The sequence below is a fragment of the Streptomyces violaceus genome, assembly GCF_036014075.1.
In the GTDB taxonomy this organism is placed as follows: domain Bacteria; phylum Actinomycetota; class Actinomycetes; order Streptomycetales; family Streptomycetaceae; genus Streptomyces; species Streptomyces violaceus.
The window spans coordinates 498,451-514,421 of sequence record NZ_CP107911.1 but is presented as its reverse complement, the minus strand read 5'-3'; the positions used below and the strand labels follow the sequence as shown (position 1 = coordinate 514,421).

Sequence of the window (15,971 nt, the reverse complement as noted above, 5' to 3'; positions counted from 1 at the left end):
CTATCGTGTGCCCATGACCAGGATCCCGCACGAGACGTCCGGTGAACCGAATCCCCTGGAAGCCCTCACGCTCGACCGCCTCCGCCGCCGCACGAGCATGAAGTGGCGCACCTACCCCGAGGACGTGCTGCCCCTGTGGGTGGCGGAGATGGACGTGCCGCTCGCCGAGCCCGTCGTGCGGGCCGTCACCGACGCCCTCGACCTGGGGGACACCGGCTACCCCGCAGGCACGGCCTACGCGGAGGCGCTGGCCGCTTTCGCCGAGAAGCGGTGGAACTGGGACGGGCTCGCCGTGGAGCGCACCGCGATCGTGCCCGACGTCATGCTGGGCGTCGTCGAGATGATCGAGCTGGTCACCGGGCACGGGGACGCGGTGGTCGTGAATCCGCCGGTGTACCCGCCGTTCTTCCAGTTCGTCGCGCACATGGACCGGCGCGTGGTGGAGGCCCCGCTCGGGGCGGACGGGCGCATCGACCTCGGTGTCCTGGAGGAGACGTTCCGGCAGGTCGTCGCGGCCGGGGGCCGGGCCGCCTATCTGCTGTGCAGCCCCCACAACCCGACCGGCGCCGTCCACACGGCGGAGGAACTGTCCGCCGTCGCCGCGTTCGCCGATCGGTACGGCGTGCGGGTCGTCGCCGACGAGATCCACGCGCCGCTCGTGGTCGGGGGCACGGACTTCGTGCCGTACCTGAGCGTGCCGGGCGCCGAGCGCGGCCTGTCGCTGATGTCGGCCTCGAAGGCCTGGAACCTCGCCGGACTCAAGGCCGCCCTCGCGATCGCCGGGCCCGCGGCCGCCGCCGACCTGGCGCGCATGCCCGAGGAGGTCGGGCACGGTCCGAGCCACGTCGGCATCATCGCCCACACCGCCGCCCTGCGCGACGGCGGCGCCTGGCTGGACGCCCTGCTGGGCGGCCTCGAGACCAACCGGCGCTTGCTCGCGGACCTGCTGGCCGAGCACCTGCCCGCGATCCGCTACCGCCCGGGTGACGCCACCTACCTCGCCTGGCTCGACTGCCGCGCGCTCGGCCTCGGCGACGACCCGGCGGACGTCTTCCTGCACCGCGGCCGCGTGGCCCTCAACTCCGGCCTGCCCTTCGGCACCGGCGGCGCCGGGCACGTCCGCCTCAACCTGGCGGCCTCGTCCGAGGTGATCACGGAAGCGGTACGGAGAATGGCCGCCGCGCTGCGCTGACCCGGGGGCGCCCGCCGCGCGGGTCGCGCTCGTACACTGCCCGTCATGGACGACAGTGCGCTGGACGACCTGGGCGCGGGCAAGTACCTGCTGATCACCAGCTACCGCAGGAACGGTACGCCGGTCGCCACCCCGGTCTGGGTGGTACGCGACGGGGACGCGCTCGGCGCCTGGACGCCCGCCGACTCCTGGAAGGTGAAGCGGATCCGCAACCGCGCCAACGTCCTGGTCGGCCCCTGTGACCTGCGCGGCAACCCTACAGGCGACCAGGTCCCCGCGACGGCGGAGATCTGCGACCCGGCCACCACCGCCCGCTACCGGCAGCTGATCGCCCGCAAGTACGGCCTCACGGGCCGGCTCACCCTGCTCGGCAGCCGGCTGCGCCGGGGCCTGGACGGCACCGTGGGCATCCGCGTCACCCTCACTCGCTGACCCCGGCTTCACTCGCCGGCCCCGGTTTCAGTAAGCGCTTTCGGCGCCGGGGGAGTGGACGGCCCCTCCCCGGGAAAGGCCACCTGCCATGAGCCGAACTCCCGTCCTGCGCGCAGCCGTCGTCGGCACCGGCCACCGGGCCCAGTTGTTCACCGGGGGCCTCGCCGAACGCCCCGGCCACGTCGTGGCCGCGCTGTGCGACCCCAGCCCGACCCGGATGGCCTTTCACAACCGCCTGCTGACCGAGGCCGGACAACCGGCCGCCGCCCCGTGGGAGCCCGAGCGCTTCACCGACCTGCTGGCCAAGGAGGGCATTGACGAGGTCGTCGTCACCACCGTCGACGCCGAGCACGACCGCTACATCGTCCCGGCCCTGAAGGCGGGCTGCCGGGTCGTCACCGAGAAACCGATGACCGTCGACGCCGAGCGCTGCGCCCGCATCCTCGACACCGTCCGCGAGACCGGCAACTCCCTGACCGTCGCCTTCAACTACCGCTTCAATCCCGTGCACGAGAAGGTCCGCGCCCTGCTCGCCGAGGGCGCGATCGGCGAGGTGCTGTCGGTCCACTTCGAGTGGCTGCTCGACGTACGCCACGGCGCCGACTACTTCCGCCGCTGGCACCGCGAGAAACACCACAGCGGCGGCCTGATGGTGCACAAGTCGTCGCACCACTTCGACCTGGTGAACTGGTGGCTCGCCGACGAACCCCGGGAGGCCTTCGGCTACGGGCGGCTCGGCTTCTACGGCCGTGCGGCGGGGGAGCGGCACGGACTGCGCCGGGAGTACGACCGTGCCCACGGCGCCGACCGGGCCGCCGACGACCCCTTCGCCCTGGACCTCGCGGCCAACGACACCCTGCGCGCCCTCTACCTGGATGCCGAGCGGGACGACGGATACCTGCGCGACCGGAACGTCTTCGACGGGCCGATCAGCATCGAGGACGACATGTCCGTCCTCGTGCGCTACTCGCGCGGCGCGACGATGACGTACCACCTGACCGCCTACTCCCCGTGGGAGGGCTACCGGGTGATGTTCAACGGCAGCGCGGGCCGGCTGGAGCTGGAGGTCGAGGAGAGCCGGTGGCAGCCGGCCCTCACCCGGGTCACGTCGGCCGCCGGAGCCCTGCACGGGGACACGGCAGCCGAGCACGCGGGCGGCGCCCGCCTCACGCTGCGCCCGCTGTGGCAGCCTCCGGTGGACGTGCCGCTCGCGGTCGCCCACGAGGCCCACGGCGGCGGCGACCCGCGCATGCTCGACGCGCTGTTCGGCCCCATCGACCCCACCCGCTCCGCGGACACCGCGGTGGCGGACCATCCGACGGCCACCGAACGCGACGGGGCACGGGCGCTGGCGGTCGGTCTGGCGGCCAACCGAAGTTTCGAGACGGGACGGCCGGTGCGCACGGACGAGTTGCTCGCAGGCCGAAGGGGCGTCGGAATCGCAGACTGAAGGGACGTAGCAGTCGTTGGCTGAAAGGCGGTCAGCTCCAGGCCCGGTACGGCTCGTCCAGCAGTTGGAAGACCGGCTCGCTCCGTACCGGGTCCTTGGCCGTGGACAGCCGTACCCGGTCCCCGCTGTGGATGCCGATCGGGGGGCCCATCACCCGGCCGCGCACGACGAACCCCTCGGCCATCTCGATCATGGACACATTGCGCGCCGCGGGCGTGTTGCGGTGCACCACCGTGGAGTGGCGCACCGTGCCCGTGCCCTCGCTGCGCTCCGTCCGCAGGTCACTGCCCCGGCAGACCGGACACAGCAGGCGGTGGAACATGGCGGTGCCGCACCAGGTGCAGCGCTGGAAGAGGATGGCATCCGTGTCCTGGCCCCTCGGGTCGAGGAGACCCGTCGAGGAGCCGGCTGTCTGAGCGACGCTTCCTGAGTGGTGGTACACGCTGGTCAACTCCCTGCACTCGGCCGGAATCCCGGGTGCGCGGTCCCCCGCGCACACGCGTGCCCGGTTGGCCGTGCCACCGTGCACGCAGCACAGCGTATGGCACTCAGTGCCACTCGTAAAGGCACTCCGTACCCTCAAATGTGCGGACCTTCAGGCCCGGCCCAGGGCCGACTCGATCTCCTGCACGACCCGCCACAGAGGTGCTCCGCGCCGCGAGACGACCACCACCACGTCCTCCGGCTGCGATTCCGCAAGGGGCGCCGGCGCGTCGCCGAACGCGGACTGCACGTACGCCAGCGCGTGGTCCACCGTGGCGCTCGCCTCGTCCTGTCCGTCCGAACGCAGCCAGGAGCGCAGCGCGTTGTTGTGTGCCGCGACCACCGCCGCCGCGATCACGTCGGCCTGCAGGGTCCCGTCCCGGCGGACCGCGAAACGCCGCCGAAGGTACTCGGCCAGGGCACGTTCGTAGCGCCACACCACCGAGAGTTCGTAGGCGCGCAGCCCGGGGACCTGCTTGGTCAGGCGGTAGCGCTGCACGGAGAACGTCGGGTTCTCGGCGTACATCCGCAGCACGAGCCGGGCCGCGTCGCAGACCCGCCGCACGGGCTCGTCGTCATCGGAGCCCTCCGCCAGGAAGGCCGTCATGTCGGCCAGGCATCGCTCGTGGTCCGGGAAGACCACGTCCTCCTTGGAGGGGAAGTAGCGGAAGAACGAGCGCCGTCCGACGCCGGCGAGCGCCACGATGTCGTCGACGGTGGTCTGCTCGTACCCCCGCTCGAGGAACAGCTGGAACGCCGCCGCCACCAGGGCGTCCCGCATGGGCGGCTTTCCGTTCCCGAGGTCGGCTTTCTCGGAGCTCATGGGCTGGAACGTAGCACCCGAAAGGCCGCTCATGGCACTCAGTGCTGTCACAGGGAGGAACTGAGTGCTCTCTGAACTCCTGACGCCACAGCCGCGTATCTAGCGGCGGAAAGATCCTCGAAGACGGGCGCCTCCGAGCCCGGACGGAAGGAGAGCAACGTGTCGACACCGTCCGAGCCCCGGCAGCCGCACGACGGCCCGGCCCTCGAACCCATCCGCGTCCTGCGGCCCCGCCGCACCGATGCGCTGGCGGAACTGATGCGGGAGTACCGGGAGCAGACCTCCCCCGCATCCGGCGGTCCTGAGTCCGGCGGCTACGAATCCTTCGCTCTGCCGGGACAGCCGCCCGGCTCCGAGGCCCTGACGCAGGAACTCCCGCCGGTCGCCCGCTCCCACCGTGACAGCCATGCCGCACGCCCCGGATCCGGACTGCGTCGCGCCGCCATCGCGGTGGCGGTCGTCGCGGCGGCGGTGATCGGGTTCGGTGGTGCGCTGCTGCTCCGCGGCGAGAAGACCGAGGACAACACGGCCCCCGCGCCCCGCCCGACCGCGTCCGCCCCCGCCCCCACCCCCACACCGACCCCACCCGCCGCGGCCCCGGTCGACCCCGACGGTCCCGGCACCCTCCGCGAGGGAGCCAGCGGCCCCGAAGTGACCGAACTCCAGGAACGCCTCCTGCGCATCCCGGACGTCTACCGCGACGGCTCCACCAGCGGCAGCTACGACCCCACCCTGACCGCGGCGGTGGCCCGCTTCCAACTCTGGTACGGCATCCGCGGCGACGAAACGGGCGTCTATGGCAACGACACCCGCACGGCGCTGGAGTCCCGCACAGCACCGAACACGAGCTGACAGGCATCGCCGGGCCTGCCCGGGGGCCGCGAGCACCCCGGCGGTCGGGTCGCGTGCCCGATGACATCGCCTACCTCGCGGCGTCTTTCCCTCGTGGCCGGTCGGCCACTCGCCCCAGTCGGGGCACCCGGCGGTCGGACCGAGCACCGGCCGGCCGGTACCGCTGGTCGGTCAGGCCGTCCGTCGGGTGGCGCTCGCCGCTCGGTGGCGTCGTCCCTGGGCGGGTCGCCGGTCGGTCGGCCCGCGTGGCCGGGGATGTCGCCCGTGAGAGGGTCCGCCGGCGAGGCCTGGGTGGCCGGTCGGCCGTTCGCCTCAGTCGGGGCACTCGGCGGTCGGACCGAGCACCGGCCAACCGGTACCGCTGGTCGGTCAGGCCGCTCGTCGGGTGGCGCTCGCCGCTCGGTGGCGTCGTCCCTGGGCGGGTCGCCGGTCGGTCGGCCCGCGTGGCCGGGGGTGCCGCCCGTGCGAAGGCCCGCCGACGAGACCGCTCGCCTGAGAGGGTCCGCCCGGCGAGGCTGCTCGCCTGAGAGGGTCCGCCCGGCGAGGCTGCTCGCCGAATGGCGTCTTCCGCGTCGTCCGCCCCGTGGCTTGCCGGTCGACCGGGCAGGTGCTGGATGGTGCCGCCGTCCGGCGGCCCGCCTGCTGGTTGGGGTGCTCGCCGGCCGGTTTCGGCCCAGAGCGGCCCGCCCGCCTGATGGCGCCTGCCCACCCGGTCGGCAGCGTCGGCCGGCCAGACTGCCTCGCGGCCGGCAGGGCGCCGGCCTCGCGACGCCATCGGCCAGGCAGGCGCCGATCATCCGACCGCGTCGGCCGTCGGCTGGCATCGGCCCCGCCCGGGCGGCACCGTGCCCGGGCGGGGCCGTGTCCCGGGATGGCACCCCCACCCCCGGCATGGTGAGGTGATGCCGAGGGGCATCAGCCACGGTGGTGGAGGAGTAGTGGTGTGGGCATGGACGCGTTCGTCGGTCGGCTGGATCCCGACATGTGCGTGGTCACGGCCGTCGCGGGGGGTGAACGGGCGGGCTGTCTGGTCGGGTTCGCCTCGCAGTGCTCGATCCGGCCCGTGCGGTTCGTGGTGTGGCTGTCCGAGCTCAACCACACGTTCCGGGTGGCCCGGAACGCCGAGGTGCTGGCCGTGCATCTGCTCGACCGTGAACAGCGCGGCCTCGCCGAGCTGTTCGGCGGTCAGACCGGCGACCGGACGGACAAGTTCCAGGGACTGCGATCGCGGGAGGCGTACGGCGGGGCGGTCGTCCTGGACGATGTGCCGGCCTGGTTCGTCGGCCGGATCGTGACGCGTACCGGCGGCGGAGACCACATCGGTTTCGTTCTCGACCCGGTCGAATGGGGCGGACACGAGGCGCACGACGGTCCCCTGCTGCGCCTGTCCGACGCCCACACCATCGCGCCCGGGCACCCGGTCGACTGATCTCGCGTATGCCCTACCGCTCCGGCACCCTCGGCACCCGGACGTCCACGACGCACACGTCGTCCCGCCGCTCGTCCGGCAGCATCCGCGCGAGCAACGGTCCCAACGACCCGGGCCCGTCGGTGTGCGGAGCCGCCACGGCCTCGGCGAGCCGCTCCAGACCTCGGTCGATACTCTCCGGAGGGTGCTCGACCAGGCCGTCGGTGAAGAGGATGACCCGGTCGCCCGGTTCGAGGCGGCACTCCGCTTCTTCGTAGACCGGCGTGGCGGTCGCCCCGAGCACCATGCCGCGGGGCCGGCGCAGATACCGCGCCTCGCCGTCCCGCAGCAGCAGGGGCGGGGGATGCCCGGCCTGGGCCCAGACCAGGCGCCGCTGCCGGGGGTTGTAGCGGGCCAGCACCATCGTGGCCGTCGCATGGGAGTCGCGGGAGTGCAGCAGCAGCGTGTTCAGCCGGGCGAGCGCGCCGGTCAGCGACGAGCCGGTGATGACCATGCCCTTCGCGGTGAAGCGGAGCTGCGCCATCGTGGCGACGGCGCCGACGCCGTGCCCGGCGACATCGCCGACCACCAGCAGCGCGCCGTCGTCGGGCAGTTCCACGGCGCTGAACCAGTCGCCGCCGACGTGCACACCCGACTGGGCGGGCAGATAGGCGACCTCGACGCGTAGTCCCGCCAGCTGCACCGGCCGGTTGGCCATCGGCAGCAGCGCGTGCTGAAGCCGGGACGCCAGGGTCCGCTCGGCCCGGAGTACGTCGTTCTGCGTGAGGATCGCCTGCTCGCTCTCGACCAGGGCCAGCTCCGCCCGCCGCCGGTCGGTCAAGTCCTGCACGACACCGTGCACTTCGACGGGCGTGCCGTGCATGTCGGCCACGGTCTCGGCCACCAGGCGCAGGTGCCGGATGACGCCGGACGTCCTGATGCGGAACGGCAGGTCGAATGCCCGCCCGTCCTGGACGAGTGCGCGGACGGCGCGGGTCAGCGCGGGCGCGTCCTCGGGCAGCGCGAGCTCCGGAAGACCGGCGAGACCCACCGGGCCGTGCGCGGGGTCGCGGCCGAAGATGGCGAACACCTGGGTCGACCAGGAGGCCTCCAGCGTGGCCAGGTTCCAGTTCGCCCAGCCGAGGTTGCCCAGCCGCTGGAGATCCGCCAGCCGCTGCTCCTGCCGGTCGGAGGAGCCGTGCCGGACCCAGCTGACGACCAGCGCGTCGCCCAGCCGTGCCACCCGTGCCGAGTACGTGGACAGCTCGGCGATGCCCGCCAGGACCTCCTCGTGCGCGAACGGCTCGCTCTCGTACGGCTCCCCGGTGGTCAGCGTGTGCACGCAGCCCCGCCACAGCGGCTCGCCTACCAGGGCAGGCCGGAACTCCAGCAGCCGCCGCCCGGCCAGCTCCTCACCGGGACGGCCCAGCAGGTCGCCCGCCTGAACGGTCGCGGCCTCGACCCGGAAGTCCTCGGTCTCACCCGGCGCGGAGCTGAGCGGGGTGAGCAGCATCGCCGCGAGCGGCAGCGCGTCGAACAGCGTCTGCACCACGTCCGTGGCGGCGTCGGCGGGCCGCTCCGGCGGTGCGTCGAAGGCGCGCAGCCGACCGGCGCACAGCCCGGTGACGCCGTGCAGGTGAGCGCGGTCGCGTGGGGTGAACGACCCGGCTCGGCCGCGCAGTACGCCGATGCAGACCTCGGCCGAGCCGGCCGCGGTCACGGGCAGCCAGGCACACGACCGCCACTGCTCGGGAGGCTCCCCGATCAGCAGGTACCGCCGGGAGTCCGAGGCGAAGTCCTCCAGCCAGCGCGGCTCGCCCGCCCGCAGCGCGTCCAGCGCCGCGATCCCGGTCAGCGGCGGCACCTGGCTCCATTGGGCGGCCAGCTTGTCCTCGATGCCGGCGTGCCCGATCAGTTCGAGGCCGCCGTCGGGCCTGCGGGCGTAGAGCATGATCGCGTCCGCCGCCAGGTCCGGCGCGAGGTGCTCCAGCAGACACCGGGCGAGGTCGTGCGGTGTCGTCACCCGAACGAGGGTCTGGCCGAGGCGGGCCAGGGCGGCGGCGACGTCGTCCGGCGTGGCCGTCTCCTCCGGGGCTCCGGACCCGGGGCCCACGGTGCCGGTGCCGACGGGACCGGCCGCCTCGCCCGGGCCGGGCGAGGCCGGCGCCAGACTCCCGAGCGTGATCCAGCACTCCTCCAGCAGGGTGTGACGGGCCGCCTTGGCCCGCTGGAGCAACTGTTCGCCGGCCGCGTCCGCGGAACACCCGGTCAGCGCCATCTCCGCGCCCGTGGCCCGCTCAACGACAGCGGACATCGCCGCCTGGTCGCGCAGCCGGTCCAGCTCGGCGCGCTGCCTGGCGACGATCTTGGCCAGTTCGACCAGGTCCGGTGCGGCACCGGCTTGCGTCGGCGTCACAGGCTCGCTCGTCACGCGTTGAGCATCGCACACCCGGGCCTGTTCGAAGACCGTCTTGTGCGCACGGACCGCCGTAGGGTCCGCGGCGTCCTGCCCGTCACAGCCGACTCCCCGCGCTGGTCAGTGGCCGTCGCGCGGATACAGCCACAGCCGCAGCAGCCGGCTGAGCCGCGGCATCACCAGGTAGGTCAGCACCGGCAGCAGTATCAGGGGAAACACGGCGGCCCGCAGCGGCAGCGGCCAGCCGGTGGTCTGCGGCGTCACCAGCCACTGGATGAGGAGCGTGAAGGGATAGGCGCCGAGGAACGTCGTGAGGACCATCTTCCACCGGGGCGGGGCCTGCACCGTGGTGCCCGGCAGGCTGAACCACGTCTCCATCCCGGTGGTCGACTGGCGCTCGCTGCTGACCTCGGTGGCGATGTCCTCGATCTTGCGGTGCCAGTGCGCCCGCTCCTCGGACTCCAGCCAGGCGGCGAGCCGGTGCTGGTCGGACCAGCGCAGCACCGCGTGATAGCGGTGGCCGTCCTCCGGTGTCAGCCAGGAGACGCCCTCGTTGCCCGGGAACTGCCTGGCGCAGCGGGTGATGCCACGCGTCCACTCCTCGAACTCCCGCTCATGGCCGGGGCGCACTTGCCAGGTCAGGACCGTGGTCACCGGCTCTACGCGCCGGACGTCGGTGGTGCTCATTCCCTCACGTGTGCCACGCACGACGCGGGTCATGCCCCCGGGTCACGGCTGGCGGTTCGCCTCCACCAGTGCCTGGGTGACCGCCCGGACGCTGCGCGCGATGTGCTGCAACTGCATGACCTCGGCCGCGTACAGCTTGATCGTGTGCTCGATGACGCCCTCGTGCAGGCCAAGACCGGGCAGGTCGGCGCGGGCGGTCTGCAGAGCGGTCCGGGCCACCCGGATCTCCTGCTGGACCTGGATCTGGGCGTGCCGTGCGAGGAGGACGGGGTGGCGGATGAACACGGGGTAGCCGCCGTAGCGCGTGGGCACCAGCTCGCGCAGCCACCTGGCCGCCGAGCGCTCCCAGTCGTAGCTCCCGGGGGTCTTGACCTGGCAGGGCCAGTCCGGGCTGATGCGCGTGGACGTCAAGGGCATGATCATCGCTTCCGGGTGTGCGGCGTCGTGAGGGTGGACGACGGGTCGGGGCGGCCCCGGCCTAGGGGATGGCCGGGGCCGCCACGGAACCCGGGACGCCGGAGTGGGTAGGCCCCGGCCTCCTCGGGTGCGGAACGGATCCGGAAGGGCCGGGTCGCGATCCGTGAGCAGTATTTATATATGCCATCCGGTTTGCAAGGAGCATGAAAACATTCATGCGCGCTTTGTTGTGGATGGCCCCTTTGTCTGGTCCCGCTGCCTGTCCCTCAGTCCCTGAGGAAGAAATGGTGCTGGTCGGCGACCTGTTCGTACTCCTCCAGACGGGCCTGCGTCCGCTCCGGGTCCGCGTCCGTCATGGCCTGCAACAGCGCCGAGCACATCACGCCAGGGGCCGCGTAGGAGTCGAAGACGAGGCGCGATCCGGTGCCGGTGGCGAAGGCGACATCGGCCTCGTCCGCGAGCGGCCCGAGCGCCAGGTCGGTGATCAGGGCGACCTTGAGCCCGGCACCCCGTGCCACGCGCACGGCCGTCAGGGTCTCCTGCGCGTGCCGGGGCATGGAGAACGCCAGCACCCAGGTACCGCCCGCCTCACGCGACTGCAGCAGCGCGTCGTAGGCGACACTGCCGCCCCGGGTCACGAGCCGTACGTCCGGGTGGATCCGCCGGGCCGCGTAGGCGAAGTACTCGGCGAGCGAGACGGAGATGCGCAGGCCGAGAACGGTCAGCGGGGTCGACGACGACAGCTGACGGCCGATGTCGATCACCAGGTTCGGATCGGCGAGGTCCCGCCGCAGGTTCTCCAGGTTCTCGATCTCGGCGTCGACCGCCGCCTGCAGCTCGTTGCCCCGGATCTCCTCGGCCGGGCCGCCCGCGAGGGTGCCGAGCGCGATCGACTGGAGCTTCTCCCGCAGCGCCGGGTACCCGCTGAAGCCGACGGCCGAGGCGAACCGCGTCACCGAGGGCTGGCTCACGCCGACCCGGTCGGCGAGATCCGTGATCGACAGGAACGCCGCTTCGGTGATGTGCTCGATCAGGTACTGGGCGATGCGCCGCTGGCCCGGGGACAGCCGGGGACGGTCGAAGAGCGTTCGCAGCTGGGAGGACGGGGAGACCTCCGTTTCGGGTGCGGCCTTCCCCGAGGTGATCGCGGATGCCTGTGCGCGTGCCTGCTGCGGCGATGGCACCGGTGCGCCTCCTTCGTCTCCCATTGCGTTCAACATAGCCCACGCACCGTGGTGACCAGGGCTTCTCCGGACAGCACATGAGATGCCCGGCGCGTGGATACCCGAAGGCGGCGCGGGAACCCGCCGCCACAGAAGATCCCGAAAGGAGCCACCAGCATGACCGTCCCCGAGGAGAACCGGCCCAAGACGCAGACCACGGACGAGTTCCTGGAGCACCGGGACGAGAACCCGTCCCGGCCGCCGGGCGCTACCGGCCGCACGCTGCGCGAGGCCCTGGAGGAGGCGGAGGTGCGCCCCGACGACTACGACGAGCGGTAGCACCACCCCCGGCCACTCCGACCGAACCGACGAAGCTCCGGCAGGTGACACCGTATGGGCGCGCTGAGTGCGCTGGAAGAGACACTGGAAAATCGCTGGGACGCCCTGTGGGCGCGGGTCCTCGACAAGGACCCGGTCGAGGTCGTCGACGCCCTGCGACGCGAGTGCGACGACAACACCGTGGTGTGCGGGCAGGGCCGCGTCATGGTCCCCAACGCCTACGACGTGGAACTCGCCGACGAGGTGCACGACCGACTGGCCAGCCACAGCACCCACGTGTGCCAGGCCCTCACCGACAGCCTGGCTCGCCACGCGGAACGCAAGGGCTACGAGTTCGCGGGCCCGCTGGCGGTACACGTCGCCAGGTGCCCAGAGGTCCCCAACGGCCGCTACCGAGTGGCCAGTCGCGTCCTGGAGCACGTGAGCGTCGACGGCTTCTTCGACGCGGCACATTGAGAATGCCGCGGACATTGAGAACTGGACGCACGCTCAACGGCGATAGATCGTGATCGAGTGCCCGACATCGTCAACGGGGCGGCTGCTGCGGATCAACCCGGCCAGCCGCCCCGTAGCCTTCGCGGCCGCGGAGTCCGACACCACCAGCAACCCCCGCACCTCACCGACGGGCAGGCGACGCGGATCGGCGGACTCGATCCCGTAGAAGGCCGGAACCCCACTGCCCTTGTACACCAGCCACACCCGCTCACCCGCATACCGCTCCTCCCGCAACCGCTCCGCGAGCCGTCCGAGATCCTGCCCCCAGTCCACATTGGAGTCGTGCAACAGCTCCCGCGTCCTGCCCGGTCCGCCGAACGCCTCGTTGGAGTACGGCAGATAGCAGGGAAACGTACGCACCGAACTGACCGCGACGAACACCACCAGCGCCCCCGCCAGACCGGACACCCACAGCCGTCGCACCACGAGAACGCAACCCGCCGCCACCGCGAGAAACAGCGGCAGGAAGACGGCGTACCGCGTGCCGAAGTCCCGCGCCCCCTGCATGGCCACCAGCAGCAGCACCACAGGAGCGGCCAGCACATACGGCGCCGCCGGCCGCAGCCGCCGCACCGCGATCACCACCACCGCACCGCAGACCCACAGGCCGAGCATCCCCAGCGGCGTCTTCACCAGCAGCGCGGCCGGCAGGTAGTACCAGAGCGAGCCCGAGTACAGCCGGCCGAAGAGAAAGCCCCGCCACGGACGGTTCTCCAGACCGAACTGGACCCGCATCCCGTCCCGGTACGCCTCCGGGAACGGCAACATCTCGACCAGCAGCCCTCGCACCCCCCGCACGGTCGGCACATGCTGCTCGGGAGCCCACCGCAGCCGCGGATCGACCATCACATACGTGGCCCACACGACCGCGACCGCGGCCAGGGCCACGACACCCGCGCCCGCCACCGCCCGCGCCAGAGCCCGGCCCCGGCTGCCCGCCGACGCGTGCCACACCGATACAGCCCCCAGCGCCATGCACACCGGTACGGCGGGGAGCGTGCTTATCCTCGTCGCCAGGGCAGCCCCCAGCGCCACCCCGGCGAGCGGTACGTACAGCCGGGGTCTGTGGCGGGCCCGCCACAGCAGCCACGCCGACGTGAGCACGAAACCAGCGGCCGGCACATCGAGCGTCGCTAGTGAGCCGTGGGCGATGACGTCGGGGGAGAAGCAGTACAACGCGAGCGCGGTCAACGCCCCTGCCGCCCCGGCCAGTTCACGGGCGAAGGAGAACACGACCAGACCGAACAGCAGCGTCAGCGCGATCACGGGGAGGCGGGCCCACAGCATCAGCCGCCACGGATCGTTGCCCGACTCGTAGAGCAGGTGCCGTCCCAGCCTGCCCTGGTCTCCGGTGAAGGAGGGGTCGATGCGCGGATCCGCGAGGGCCACCCCGACGCCGATGACCAGCTTGCCGAGCGGCGGATGCTCGGGATTGTGGCGCAACCGGTGCTCGTGCGTGTACTCGGCGGCCGCGCCCACGTACACCGGCTCGTCGATGGTCGGGGTCTGCCGCACGGCGGTCGTGACCATCGCGAAGGCCATCTGCGCGAGCAGCACGACCACCAGGAGCGGCACCGGCCACCGTCCGGCCGGCCTACGCGTGGCCCCCGCCGGTGACGGGGGCGACAGCGACAGCGGCCGCGGGACGGCGGGAGCGAACCGGAGGTCCCTCATGGACCCACTCTGTATCAGCCCCCGCCGCGCACGGCGTTACCGCCGCACGAGTCGTACCGACAGTCCCTCCGACGTGTGCACGGGCACGGCCCGCAGCGTGTCGGAATCCAGCTCGACGCGGGCGAACCCGCCCCGCAGTGCCGGAGCGGACAGGACCGGGACGGTCGTCCCCGCGACCGGCGGGCGCTCGGTGTCGAGCCGCAGCGACAGCACGCTGCCCCGGTCCAGCAGGACCCGCCGGCTCACCGTGAGCGCCGGGCCGTGGTTCTTGCGGAGCGGCAGCTCCAGCGTCGACTCGTCCTCCTGGACGTAGGAGCCGCGCACCCGCAGGACCTCGCCCGCGCGGAGCGTGCCGCCCGTGACCCGGACGTCGCCCTGCCCCAGGGCGCCCGGCGATGCGGCGACCAGCACGCCGTCCTCGACGACGGTCCCGCCGTGGTAGCGGTTGTGGCCCGTGAGGGTGAGCGCGCCGGTGCCCCGCTTGGTCAGCCCCCCGTCGCCCTCGATGTCGTTGCGCCAGGTGTCGGCCGCGTGGAAGCCGCCGGCCGCCGCGTCCAGCGTCACGGCGACGTCGCGGTCGAAGGCGCCGTAGCCGTCCGCGGCGGCGAACAGGTTCAGCCGGCCCCACTGCTCGAAGCCGTCCAGCAGGACGTACCCGGAGGGCAATGCGGTCGTCCGCAGCACCTCGCGCCGCTGGGCCGCGTCCAGGTAGGGCAGCCGCGTCTCCAGCAGTGCCTCCGCGCCCTTCGGCACGGTGAGCGGGTCCTTGCGGCCGCGCCGGGGCAAGACGTACGTGAGCTTGGGACCGACGGTACGCGCGTTGGCCTCACGGTCGGCGTACCCGTCACCGGCGTCCGCGTGTGCGAAGTCGTACAGCGTGTCCGGCGTCGTGCCCGTCTTCTGCGTGAAGTACGCCAGCGCCTGGGCGCGTGCCGCCGCCTTGAGCTCCGCGTTCGCCGGGTCGGCCAGCGTCGCGGCGGTCAGGGCGGTGGCCATGATCCGGCCGCCGATGACGTCGACGGTGGAGTGCATGCCCGACATGATCCGGGTGTGGCTCAGCTCGAACGCCCGCGTCACGAGCTCCTGGAACCGCTCGGGCACCGCGTAGGCGTAGGCGAGTCCGGCCAGGTGGAAGGCGTTGGTGTGGCCGCTGGGGAAACCACCGTCCTCCTTGGGGTCCTCGGAGCGCTGGCGCAGCAGCTGCGTGGCGACGACCACCTCCGAGTCGTACACCGGGTAGCCGAGGGCGTCCTTCTTCCCGGTGTCGACGACCTCGCTGTCCTCGTTCATCCGCCACGGACGCGGGTACTGGAAGGCGAACTTGGCGGGGTTGCCCGAGGCGAACGGCCCGCGCACGGTGTCGACCAGCTTGGCCACCTTGCCGAGCTCCGAGTCGTAGGAGCCCGCGCCGAGCGCGGATCCGGCCGGGGCATCGGCGGGCACGGCGTCGTTGATCTTGCCGGCGGGCGTGCCGTCCGGGGCGCTCGTGATCGACGTGACTGCCTTGGAGCCGTTCTTGTACAGCTCGGCGAGCGGGCCGAGACCGGCGATCATGGCGTAGCTCTGGTGCTGGCGGTCGTAGAGGAAGGCCTCCTTCGCCTGCGCCTCGGTGCGGGCCGTCGTGATCCGGGCGCAGTAGCGCATGTTGGCGCGCAGCACCTCGCGGTCCAGGACCCGGCCGGTGTCCCAGACGCCGCCGGTCTTCCACACCTTCGCCATGCCGCCCAGGATCCGGACGACCGCGTTGGTCTCGGGGGTCGGGTTCGTCGTGACGTTCGACTTGTAGTCGTCGACGAACGCGGCGGGACCGGTGGCGGCCTTCGCATCGGCGGCGGTGAGCCACGTGGCGAAAGTCGGCGCGGCGAGCAGGCCCGCCGAGGTCCCGAGGGAGGTCTTGAGGAAGCCCCGCCTGTCGACGGTTGCGGTGGTGCGGTGCCCGGCCGGTGACGGCATGGGTGCGCCTCTCTCTCTTGAGTTCTGCGACGGGTGCTTCGGCTGTACGGCCGGGAGGTGATGCTGCGTGTGCGACAAAGGGTGCCTCTGACGACTTCTGTGGCACCTGTTGCGTACGAGCGAAGATCTACGGCCGTGTTGTGACCCTTCGCAGAGGGAACGGCCACGGGCCGGTGTCCGGAACATG

15 protein-coding genes are annotated in these 15,971 nt (G+C 72.3%); 7 read left to right on the top strand and 8 right to left on the bottom strand.

From position 1 onward, the window contains the following. Positions 1-13: 13 nt before the first annotated feature. The 3 genes from OG542_RS02345 (at position 14) to OG542_RS02335 (ending at position 3,074) form a co-directional block, all read left to right on the top strand. Positions 14-1,192, top strand: coding sequence for a MalY/PatB family protein (locus OG542_RS02345; RefSeq protein WP_328407730.1), 1,179 nt, complete (start codon positions 14-16; stop codon positions 1,190-1,192). 45 nt (positions 1,193-1,237) lie between these two features. Further along, on the top strand, positions 1,238-1,624 hold the full coding sequence (locus tag OG542_RS02340) for a PPOX class F420-dependent oxidoreductase (RefSeq protein ID WP_328407728.1): 387 nt from the start codon (positions 1,238-1,240) through the stop codon (positions 1,622-1,624). Positions 1,625-1,712: 88 nt separating this feature from the next. Further along, positions 1,713-3,074, top strand: coding sequence for a Gfo/Idh/MocA family oxidoreductase (locus OG542_RS02335; RefSeq protein ID WP_328407726.1), 1,362 nt, complete (start codon positions 1,713-1,715; stop codon positions 3,072-3,074). Positions 3,075-3,105: 31 nt separating this feature from the next. Here OG542_RS02335 and OG542_RS02330 read toward each other — a convergent pair whose 3' ends face one another. Both OG542_RS02330 and OG542_RS02325 read right to left on the bottom strand, forming a co-directional pair. Continuing rightward, complete coding sequence (locus tag OG542_RS02330; RefSeq protein WP_193482767.1) at positions 3,106-3,516, bottom strand: Zn-ribbon domain-containing OB-fold protein; 411 nt, start codon at positions 3,514-3,516, stop codon at positions 3,106-3,108. A gap of 153 nt (positions 3,517-3,669) precedes the next feature. Further along, positions 3,670-4,380: a TetR family transcriptional regulator gene (locus OG542_RS02325; protein ID WP_408057710.1), complete on the bottom strand. Its 711-nt coding sequence runs from the start codon at positions 4,378-4,380 to the stop codon at positions 3,670-3,672. Between the two features lie 159 nt (positions 4,381-4,539). Here OG542_RS02325 and OG542_RS02320 point away from each other — a divergent pair, with 159 nt between their 5' ends. Both OG542_RS02320 and OG542_RS02315 read left to right on the top strand, forming a co-directional pair. After that, positions 4,540-5,232, top strand: a complete 693-nt coding sequence (locus tag OG542_RS02320; protein WP_328407724.1) for a peptidoglycan-binding domain-containing protein — start codon at positions 4,540-4,542, stop codon at positions 5,230-5,232. Positions 5,233-6,181: 949 nt separating this feature from the next. Continuing rightward, complete coding sequence (locus OG542_RS02315) at positions 6,182-6,661, top strand: flavin reductase family protein (RefSeq protein WP_328407722.1); 480 nt, start codon at positions 6,182-6,184, stop codon at positions 6,659-6,661. Positions 6,662-6,674: 13 nt separating this feature from the next. On the opposite strand, the gene OG542_RS02310 is transcribed toward OG542_RS02315, so the two are convergent. The 4 genes from OG542_RS02310 to OG542_RS02295 form a co-directional block, all read right to left on the bottom strand. Then, complete coding sequence (locus tag OG542_RS02310; RefSeq protein ID WP_328407720.1) at positions 6,675-9,071, bottom strand: SpoIIE family protein phosphatase; 2,397 nt, start codon at positions 9,069-9,071, stop codon at positions 6,675-6,677. Between the two features lie 105 nt (positions 9,072-9,176). Continuing rightward, positions 9,177-9,743 (bottom strand): antibiotic biosynthesis monooxygenase, encoded by a 567-nt coding sequence (locus OG542_RS02305; RefSeq protein WP_328407718.1) that lies wholly within the window; start codon positions 9,741-9,743, stop codon positions 9,177-9,179. 42 nt (positions 9,744-9,785) lie between these two features. Further along, positions 9,786-10,166: a hypothetical protein gene (locus tag OG542_RS02300; RefSeq protein WP_184586931.1), complete on the bottom strand. Its 381-nt coding sequence runs from the start codon at positions 10,164-10,166 to the stop codon at positions 9,786-9,788. Positions 10,167-10,426: 260 nt separating this feature from the next. Continuing rightward, positions 10,427-11,368 (bottom strand): MurR/RpiR family transcriptional regulator, encoded by a 942-nt coding sequence (locus OG542_RS02295; RefSeq protein ID WP_311129373.1) that lies wholly within the window; start codon positions 11,366-11,368, stop codon positions 10,427-10,429. A gap of 132 nt (positions 11,369-11,500) precedes the next feature. Here OG542_RS02295 and OG542_RS02290 point away from each other — a divergent pair, with 132 nt between their 5' ends. Both OG542_RS02290 and OG542_RS02285 read left to right on the top strand, forming a co-directional pair. After that, entirely contained in the window at positions 11,501-11,662 is a 162-nt protein-coding gene (locus OG542_RS02290) for a hypothetical protein (protein ID WP_328407716.1), read from the top strand. Between the two features lie 54 nt (positions 11,663-11,716). Beyond that, on the top strand, positions 11,717-12,118 hold the full coding sequence (locus tag OG542_RS02285) for a DUF3662 domain-containing protein (RefSeq protein WP_328407714.1): 402 nt from the start codon (positions 11,717-11,719) through the stop codon (positions 12,116-12,118). Positions 12,119-12,151: 33 nt separating this feature from the next. Here OG542_RS02285 and OG542_RS02280 read toward each other — a convergent pair whose 3' ends face one another. Together OG542_RS02280 and OG542_RS02275 are read right to left on the bottom strand one after the other, a co-directional pair. Further along, the gene (locus OG542_RS02280) at positions 12,152-13,699 is read right to left on the bottom strand and encodes a phospholipid carrier-dependent glycosyltransferase (RefSeq protein WP_328417722.1); all 1,548 of its coding nucleotides are present in this window, start codon (positions 13,697-13,699) and stop codon (positions 12,152-12,154) included. Positions 13,700-13,867: 168 nt separating this feature from the next. Beyond that, positions 13,868-15,784, bottom strand: coding sequence for a phosphatase PAP2 family protein (locus OG542_RS02275; protein WP_328407712.1), 1,917 nt, complete (start codon positions 15,782-15,784; stop codon positions 13,868-13,870). Positions 15,785-15,971 lie beyond the last annotated feature (187 nt).

What these genes read in the sequence shown, in the direction of transcription:
- OG542_RS02345 (WP_328407730.1), top strand. Translation starts at nt 14, where the DNA reads ATGACCAGGATCCCGCACGAGACGTCCGGTGAACCGAATCCCCTGGAA.
- OG542_RS02340 (WP_328407728.1), top strand. Translation starts at nt 1,238, where the DNA reads ATGGACGACAGTGCGCTGGACGACCTGGGCGCGGGCAAGTACCTGCTG.
- OG542_RS02335 (WP_328407726.1), top strand. Translation starts at nt 1,713, where the DNA reads ATGAGCCGAACTCCCGTCCTGCGCGCAGCCGTCGTCGGCACCGGCCAC.
- OG542_RS02325 (WP_408057710.1), bottom strand. Translation starts at nt 4,380, where the DNA reads ATGAGCTCCGAGAAAGCCGACCTCGGGAACGGAAAGCCGCCCATGCGG.
- OG542_RS02315 (WP_328407722.1), top strand. Translation starts at nt 6,182, where the DNA reads ATGGACGCGTTCGTCGGTCGGCTGGATCCCGACATGTGCGTGGTCACG.
- OG542_RS02305 (WP_328407718.1), bottom strand. Translation starts at nt 9,743, where the DNA reads ATGAGCACCACCGACGTCCGGCGCGTAGAGCCGGTGACCACGGTCCTG.
- OG542_RS02300 (WP_184586931.1), bottom strand. Translation starts at nt 10,166, where the DNA reads ATGATCATGCCCTTGACGTCCACGCGCATCAGCCCGGACTGGCCCTGC.
- OG542_RS02295 (WP_311129373.1), bottom strand. Translation starts at nt 11,368, where the DNA reads ATGGGAGACGAAGGAGGCGCACCGGTGCCATCGCCGCAGCAGGCACGC.
- OG542_RS02290 (WP_328407716.1), top strand. Translation starts at nt 11,501, where the DNA reads ATGACCGTCCCCGAGGAGAACCGGCCCAAGACGCAGACCACGGACGAG.
- OG542_RS02285 (WP_328407714.1), top strand. Translation starts at nt 11,717, where the DNA reads ATGGGCGCGCTGAGTGCGCTGGAAGAGACACTGGAAAATCGCTGGGAC.
- OG542_RS02280 (WP_328417722.1), bottom strand. Translation starts at nt 13,699, where the DNA reads ATGGCCTTCGCGATGGTCACGACCGCCGTGCGGCAGACCCCGACCATC.
- OG542_RS02275 (WP_328407712.1), bottom strand. Translation starts at nt 15,784, where the DNA reads ATGCCGTCACCGGCCGGGCACCGCACCACCGCAACCGTCGACAGGCGG.